Raw genomic sequence first — 7,588 nt, 5'->3', positions numbered from 1 at the left:
TCGGCGAGCTTGGCGTCACCGGAGACACCCGGGGTCAGCTTCAGCGCGGTCAGGGCGTCGGTGAAGCCGGAGTCGAGCTTCACGGCGGTGTCGCCACCGAGGACCTCGGGCACCGACGCGACGGGGCCGGGGATCTTCGACGAGGACGACGACACGGTGTGCACCGACGGGGTCGAGGCCTGCGCCGAGGTGATGCCGAACGCGGCACCACCCAGCACGAGCGCACCCGTCGTGGCGAGCGTGATGGAGGTCTTCAGGGACTTGCGCATGGGTTGGGTCCTTTGCTGTCTCGGGGGCTCCGGCCGGTGGCGACGTGCTCCTGTGCACGCGCCGTGCTGTGTGCTTGCTGTGGCCCGGCCGTTCGTGACCGGAGAGCGCCCTGGGCGTTTGCCCTTGTGACATGCATTCGGCACCCCCTGCCGAACGGTTTGGAAGTTTTTCTGGGATTCCCCCGCAACCGCCTCCGTACCGTGGGGGCATGGCCCCCGCATCCCCCTCGAGCACCGACCGGATCCGCGCGATCGACGCCTGGTGGCGCGCCGCGAACTACCTCACCGTCGGGCAGATCTACCTGCTCGACAACCCGCTGCTCGACCGCTCGATCACGCCGGACGACGTGAAGCCCCGGCTGCTCGGACACTGGGGCACCTCGCCGGCGCTCAACCTCGTCTACGCGCACTGCAACGCGCTCATCGCCGAGACGGACCGGCAGCTCCTGTACATCTGCGGACCCGGTCACGGCGGTCCCGCGATGAACGCGAACGCGCTGCTCGACGGCACGTGGGGCGAGCTCTACCCGGACATCACGCCGGACCCGGACGGGCTGCGGCAGTTCTTCCGGCAGTTCTCCTTCCCCGGTGGGATCCCCTCGCACGCGGCGCCCGAGACCCCGGGGTCGATCAACGAGGGCGGCGAGCTCGGCTACTCCCTCGCGCACGCGTACGGAGCAGCACTCGACAATCCGGACCTCGTCGTCGCGTGCGTCGTCGGCGACGGCGAGGCCGAGACCGGGCCGCTCGCCGGGTCCTGGCAGGCGCACACGTTCCTCGACCCGGTGTCGGACGGCGCCGTGCTGCCGATCCTCAACCTGAACGGGTGGAAGATCGCGAACCCGACGGTCCTCGCACGCATCCCCCACGACGACCTGCACGCTTACTTCCGCGGGCTCGGGTACGAGCCGATCGTGGTCGACTCCGCCCGCGTCGACGACGACCCGTTCGCCGTGCACGCCCTGTTCGACGGTGCGCTCCGGCGTGCACTCGCGACGATCGACGACATCCAGGCCGCGGCCCGCGCCCAGGCGCAGCGAGCGGCCGCCGGACAGCCGGCCGGTGCTGCGGACCTCCGACCGCGCTGGCCGATGATCATCCTCCGCACGCCCAAGGGCTGGACCGGCCCGAAGGTCGTCGACGGCCAGCAGGTCGAGGGGACCTTCCGCGCCCACCAGGTCCCCCTGCCCGCCGTCCGCGAGGACGACGACCACCGCCGGCAGCTCGAGGAGTGGATGCGGTCCTACCGCCCCGAGGAGCTGTTCGACGACGACGGCCAGCCGATCGGCATCCTCACCACCATCCGGCCCACCGGCGACCTGCGGATGAGTGCGACCCCGCACGCGAACGGCGGCCGGCTCCGCACCGCACTCGACCGCCCCGGGCTCGAGGAGTTCGGCGTCCCCGTGGGCGAGGACGCGAGCGCCACCGGCACGCTCGGCCCCTGGCTCGCCGCACTCATCCAGCGGAACCCCTCGTCCTTCCGGCTCTTCGGCCCGGACGAGACGGTGTCGAACAAGCTCGACGCGGTCTTCGACGTCACGTCGCGCGTCTGGCGTGCCCAGCGTGGCGTCGGAGACGAGCACCTCGGCGCACACGGTCGGGTCACCGAAGTGCTGTCCGAGCACCTGCTCGAGGGGATGCTCGAGGGCTACGTGCTGAGCGGCCGCCACGGCGTCCTCAACACCTACGAGGCGTTCGCGCACATCATCGACTCCATGGTCGGCCAGTACGCGAAGTGGCTCGAGTCCTCGACGGACATCGACTGGCGGGCACCCGTCCCGAACCTGTCGATCCTGCTGTCGTCGCACGTCTGGCGCCAGGACCACAACGGCTTCTCGCACCAGGACCCGGGGTTCCTGGACGTCGTCGCGTCGAAGCAGCAGGACCTCGTCCGCATCAAGCTGCCGGCCGACGCGAACACCCTGCTGGCCGTCGCCGCGCATGCACTGGAGACGACCGACCGCATCGAGGTGATCGTCGCCGGCAAGCACCCCGAGCCGGTGTTCCTGTCGCTGCCCGACGCGGTCGAGCACGTCGCCGCGGGGCTCGGGGTCTGGGACTGGGCCGGCACCGAGGAGTCCGTCGGCCGCGTCGACGTCGTGCTCGCCTGTGCCGGGGACGTCCCCACCGTCGAGGCCGTGGCCGCCGCGGACATCATCCGCCAGCACGCTCCCGAGGTCGGGGTCCGTGTCGTGAACGTCGTCGACCTGCTGTCCATCGGCGACCCCCGGAAGCACGAGCACCCGGTCCCCGACGAGCGCTACGACGAACTGTTCCTGCCCGGCACCCCGACCGTCTTCGCGTTCCACGGGTACCCGTCCCTCGTGCACCAACTGACCTACCGCCGGAACGGGCACGACGACCTGCACGTGCACGGGTTCCTCGAGCAGGGCACGACGACGACCCCGTTCGACATGCTCATGCGCAACGAGATGGACCGGTTCGCGCTCGCGCACGACGCCCTGACCCGGGTGGACGCGTCGGCGCACGACGCGCTGCGCACGCGGCTGTCCGAGGCCCGCACGGCGGCCCGCGAGTACGCGTACACGAAGGGCGAGGACCACCCGAGCGTCGGTGCGTGGCGGTTCTCGGGGTGGCCGCAGGACGAGGCGGCATCGGAGGGCACGGGTGGCGACCCGGGCGAGGGGGAGACCGAGGGGGCTGCGCCCGGCAACTGACGCGCGTCCGCGCACTCCTCCACATCCAGGAGGCGCGGATCACGTTCCACAGGACCGGTCACGCTCGGCGCGTGGCCGGTCCTGTCGCGTCAGGGTGGTCGTCATGGATGCAGGCTGGACGAGCGCGAGCGTGTCGTTGCTCAGCGCCCTGGTGGCGGTCGCGAGCGTGGTGGTGACGGTGGTCGAGGGGCGTCGGGCGCGGCGGAATACAGAGTTCTTGGGGCATCGGGACCACTGGTGGCAGCGTTGGTCGTGGGTGGTCGCACGTGCCGTCTCAGAGGACGAACGGCAGCGGGATGCGGCGGCTCTGATGACGGACGCTCTCATGTCCCGGCCCTGGGTCACCGATGACGACGAGTGGGTCCGACGAGCGCTCGACGACCACGAGACGATGACTGCGCGACGGCGCCGATCTGGGAAGGAACGACAGGACGATGATCTCCGACGAGGATGACCGGTCCTTCAAGGCACGGCTCGACCGGATGGAGCGGCGCACGCCCAAGCTCCTCGCGCACCCGCACTACGGGCCGCTCGTCCGTGCGGCCGGTGACCTCGAACGACTCGCGGAGATGCGCATCGAGTGGCGCGAACGACAGGAACGGGCACGAGCACGGAAGCTCCGGTGGGAGGCCTCGATCAGCGAGGGCTGACCGAGCACCGCGCTGCCGGTGGCACGCTGGACGGGTGAGCGACCTCGTCATCCCGGCCCCGACCCTCCCGACCGTCCCCACCACGACCGGCGGACGCTTCCCCGTCCGGCGGGTGTTCTGCGTGGGCCGCAACTACGCCGCGCACGCTCGCGAGATGGGCCACGACCCGGACCGCGAGCCGCCGTTCTTCTTCACGAAGCCGGCGGGCGCGGTGGTGACCGACGACGCGGACACCCCGTACCCGTCCGTCACCGAGCGCCTCGAGCACGAGGTCGAGCTCGTCGTGGCGATCGGTCGCGGCGGAACGGACATCCCGGTCGACACGGCCCTCGACCACGTCTGGGGCTACGCCGTCGGGATCGACCTCACGCGGCGCGACCTGCAGGCCGAGGCGAAGCGGCTCGGCCGCCCGTGGGACACCGCCAAGGGCTTCGATGCCTCGGCCCCGGTCGGCGCGATCGTCCCCGCCGCCGACGTCGACCCGACGTCGGGCACGATCGAGCTGCGGGTGGGCGGTGAGCTCCGACAGTCCGGGGACCTCGCCGACCAGATCTGGTCCGTCGCCGAGACCATCGCGGAGCTCTCGCGGTTCGTGTCCCTCGCGCCGGGCGACCTCCTGTTCACCGGCACCCCGGACGGTGTCGGGGTCCTCGCCCGCGGGGACCTCCTCGAGGGCTCGATCGCCGGCGTGGGCTCGGTCCGGACCGTGATCGTGTGACCCCACGCGTTTCCCCCGTGTGTCGGCGGCCTGGGAGGGCTCGCAGCACCACCGAGTAGCAATGTCTCGACGCCGCTGCGGGGTGCGCGGTGTCGCCACACTGGGGACACCCGACCGCGACGGGGCGGGGCGGCGTGTCCGGAGAACGGAGGTGCCGCCGTGCAGGAACACGACCTGCTCGCGACGTCCTGGACATGGGCCGGGACCGAACCGATCGGCGAGCGCATCGACGCCGTCGGTGCTGCCGGCTTCGCCGGACTCTCGCTGTCGCTCGGTGACCTGCACGAGGTGCGGGCGACGATCGGGTTCGCCGCCCTCCGCCGCATGCTCGACGGTGCGGGGATCGTCTGGGTCCAGCTGGGACCGCTCGAACGCTGGTGGACCTGCGCGAACCACACCACCGACCAGGACGCCGACCGCGGTGTGGTGCTCGAGGCCGCCGCGACCCTGAGCGCCTGGCAGGTCGTCGCGCGTGCGGACGTCACGCTGCCCGGCGTCTCGCCGTCCGCCATGGTCGACGACTGGAACGAACTGGCCGGGCAGGCCGCGAAGGTCGGTGCGCAGCTCGTCCTCGAGCCCGAGCCGTGGTCGAACCTGCCGACGGTGGAGCGCGCGTCCCGGTTCGTCACCGCCGCCGGTCACCCGAACGGCGGGCTCCTGGTGGACGTGATGCACGCACTGCGCGGCGGGTCCACGCTCGCCTCCATCCGCGAGGGCGTCGCGCCGGCGTCGCTGGCCGCGGTCGAGCTGAGCGACGGCCTGCTCCACACCCCGGCGGGCATGACCCTCGCCGAGGAGGCCCGCGAAGCTCGCCACCTGCCCGGAGCCGGCGCCTGGGACGTCCCGGGGTTCGTCCGCACCGTGCGCGACCTCGGGTTCGACGAGCCGTGGGGCGTCGAGGTCCGGACGGCAGCACACCGGGCGATGCCGATCGGGGACGCCCTCCGGACCGCTGCCGCGGCGACCCGGGCGGTGCTCGACGCCGCCGACGCCTTCGGGACGCCCGCCGTCCCCGCGATGCCGACGACCCCGGCGCCGACCTCGGCGGTGGACTTCGAGCCGCCGGCTGCTCCCCCGCCGAGCGACCGTCGCCGCGACGCCGACTCAGGAGCTCCGGCGTAGCGTCACCGGCATGACCGACCAGCCAGCACACGACGACGACCTGCTCCGCCGCTCCCAGGAGTCCATCGACGAGGCGAAGGCGGCTGCGGCCGAGGTGGTCGAACCGGACGAGGACGACCTCATCGACGAGGACCTCCCGGTCGCCGACGACGCCGAGCCCGCCGACGGTCCCGCGCCCGCTCCCTGAGTTCCCCCGGCAGGCGCATCGCCGGCGCTCAGTCGATCTCGACGACCCGCACGGTGACGTCCGATGGTCGACGTCCCAGCAACGCCGCCCCCTCGGCGACCACCGCGTCGCGGACGTTCCGGACGAGCCCGAGCGTCGGGACCCGCCGGTCCGTCGTCACGACCACGCGGATCCGGGCGCCCTCGCGTCGGTCCTGCACGAGGACCGCGCCACCGTCTCGGGGCAGGTCGAGCACCGAGTGGACGTCGCGGACGAGCGTGGCGAGGTTCGGCCCCGGTGGCAGCACCGAGCGGACCCCGGGGACCCCGAGCACGACCGCGGTCAGTCCGCGCGAGACACTGCGCACGTCGTCGGTCACGGTCGTCCTCTCTCGATGAGGTCCGCCACCCGCACCACGAGGGACCGCACCACGAAGGGTGCGTGCGCCGCGAGCGCGTCCTCGATGATCGACCGGAGTGCCTCGGCGCGGAGGTGCACCGGCCCGTCGGCGCTCGCGGCGATCGACACCTCGACATCGACCGATCCACCGGCCGTCCGGAGGTCGCCCGTGAACCTGGTCCGTCGGACGACCACGCCGGGTACCTCGTCGCCGAGAGCCCGCACGAGTCCGCGGAGTGCGCCTTCGGTCACGACGAGCGTCGACGCGGGGTCGTCGTCCGGGACGGGGATGTCCCGCCCCGCGTGCGCCGTCGTCCGCACCGACGCGAGCACGCTGGCGATCCAACCGGCGTCGGCCCCGGCGGCCTCCGCGGCCTCGGCGTCGAGTAGGTCCCGCGAGGCCGTCCGCAGCGACTCGAGCCGCACCAACGCGGCGGCCGCGTCGGGGTCGCCCTCGATGTCCGGCCGTGCCGGGGTGCGGTCGGTGTCCAGGTAGTCGGAGAGTTCCTCGAGGGTGAACGCGCCGAACCGTTCGTCGTCGGTCATCGCCACCCCTCCATCTGCTCGAGGACACGACGTCGTGCCCGCGCCAGCACCCCGCGCACCGTCGCCTGCGGCATCCCCGTCGCCTCGGCGATCTCGGCGTACGACGCCCCACCGATCTCCCGCATCACCCAGACGGCACGGTGCGCGTCCGGGAGTGCCTGCACGATACGCGCGAGTTCCTGGACTTGCAGCCGCGTGCTGACGACCTCGTCGACAGGGCGGTCGTCGGCCGAGTCGACCACCGCTTCGAGGTCCAGGTGTGGATGCCGACGACGGAGTCGGTCGAGCGCCTTGTTCGCCGCGATCCGGAACAGCCAGTTCCGCACACGGTCGGGGTCGTCCACCCGGTCGATGCGCTGCCAGGCCTGGAGCGCCGCCTCCTGCACGGCGTCCTCGGCCTCGCCGTCGCCGTGTCCGAGGATCCGAGCGGCGTAGGCGCGCATGTGCGGGCCGTAGCGGCGGATCAGCACCCCGAACGCGACCGTGTCGCCGTCGGCGCTGCGCGCGACGAGGGAGGCGTCCGACAGGGACGCCAGGGCGTCAGCGTCGCTCAGGGTCGGCTCCTCGTCGATTTTCTTCGGTTCTCGCGTGACGATCGCGGTCGTCGTCACGTCTTACGTACGGGTCTACCAGGAGCGCGGTGCGTGCCTGGTGCGAAGCGCGTCGTGACCGGTCATCCCTGAACGACCGGTCACGGCGCCCCGACGGCGGCCCGTGCGTCCCCTGATCCGGCGCACGGGCCGTCTTCTCCCCCAGCCCGCGGCGTCGGTGGTCGATCACCACGCGGAGCGAACACCGCGTGGACCGTCGTCCCCGACCTACTCGTCGACCTCGTCACCGAGGAAGTCCGCGTAGGTCACCTCGGACTCCGTCACCGCGACCCCCGGGTCCACGGGTGTGCGCGCCGATCGGTCCCCTGCGATCGTGACTCGTTCCTCCGCGGTGAACGGGGGCAGGTACTTGCTCGCGCTCATGCTCGCGCCCTTTCGTCCCGGCGAACGTAACAGCCCGTACCGGAATCCCGGGGGATCACCCCC

General features: G+C 72.3%; 9 protein-coding genes and 1 pseudogene. 5 read left to right on the top strand and 5 right to left on the bottom strand.

What is annotated here, in order from left to right:
• Positions 1-269 (bottom strand): annotated as a pseudogene (locus BIV01_RS19950) (hypothetical protein); the annotation flags it as partial.
• Between the two features lie 209 nt (positions 270-478).
• On the opposite strand from BIV01_RS19950, the gene BIV01_RS14935 reads away from it, so the two are divergent.
• From BIV01_RS14935 to BIV01_RS19945, 5 genes are all read left to right on the top strand, one after another.
• Positions 479-2,950, top strand: a complete 2,472-nt coding sequence (locus BIV01_RS14935; protein ID WP_071303367.1) for a phosphoketolase family protein — start codon at positions 479-481, stop codon at positions 2,948-2,950.
• 434 nt (positions 2,951-3,384) lie between these two features.
• On the top strand, positions 3,385-3,600 hold the full coding sequence (locus BIV01_RS14930; RefSeq protein ID WP_071303366.1) for a hypothetical protein: 216 nt from the start codon (positions 3,385-3,387) through the stop codon (positions 3,598-3,600).
• Positions 3,601-3,634: 34 nt separating this feature from the next.
• Entirely contained in the window at positions 3,635-4,318 is a 684-nt protein-coding gene (locus tag BIV01_RS14925) for a fumarylacetoacetate hydrolase family protein (protein WP_071303365.1), read from the top strand.
• Between the two features lie 159 nt (positions 4,319-4,477).
• A complete protein-coding gene (locus BIV01_RS14920) occupies positions 4,478-5,440 on the top strand; it encodes a sugar phosphate isomerase/epimerase family protein (protein WP_071303364.1) in 963 nt (320 codons plus the stop codon).
• Between the two features lie 10 nt (positions 5,441-5,450).
• Complete coding sequence (locus tag BIV01_RS19945) at positions 5,451-5,627, top strand: hypothetical protein (RefSeq protein WP_156794789.1); 177 nt, start codon at positions 5,451-5,453, stop codon at positions 5,625-5,627.
• 28 nt (positions 5,628-5,655) lie between these two features.
• Here the strand turns inward: BIV01_RS19945 and BIV01_RS19475 are convergent, their stop codons facing one another.
• The 4 genes from BIV01_RS19475 to BIV01_RS19940 all read right to left on the bottom strand — a co-directional run bounded on the left by BIV01_RS19475 (position 5,656) and on the right by BIV01_RS19940 (position 7,525).
• Entirely contained in the window at positions 5,656-5,985 is a 330-nt protein-coding gene (locus BIV01_RS19475; protein WP_071303363.1) for a hypothetical protein, read from the bottom strand.
• Complete coding sequence (locus tag BIV01_RS14910; protein ID WP_071303582.1) at positions 5,982-6,551, bottom strand: hypothetical protein; 570 nt, start codon at positions 6,549-6,551, stop codon at positions 5,982-5,984. Before BIV01_RS14910 ends, BIV01_RS19475 begins: the two co-directional genes overlap by 4 nt.
• Positions 6,548-7,162 carry an RNA polymerase sigma factor gene (locus tag BIV01_RS14905; RefSeq protein WP_229086513.1) on the bottom strand — a complete coding sequence of 205 codons (615 nt, stop codon included), beginning with the start codon at positions 7,160-7,162 and terminating at the stop codon, positions 6,548-6,550. Before BIV01_RS14905 ends, BIV01_RS14910 begins: the two co-directional genes overlap by 4 nt.
• Before the next feature lie 207 nt (positions 7,163-7,369).
• Complete coding sequence (locus BIV01_RS19940) at positions 7,370-7,525, bottom strand: hypothetical protein (protein ID WP_175473746.1); 156 nt, start codon at positions 7,523-7,525, stop codon at positions 7,370-7,372.
• Positions 7,526-7,588: the final 63 nt, after the last annotated feature.

Origin of the sequence: Curtobacterium sp. MCBA15_013 (assembly GCF_001865095.1) — a bacterium.
In the GTDB taxonomy this organism is placed as follows: Bacteria; Actinomycetota; Actinomycetes; order Actinomycetales; family Microbacteriaceae; genus Curtobacterium.
Note: the sequence above shows the minus strand (reverse complement) of the source record. Positions and strands in the feature narration are given on the sequence as shown.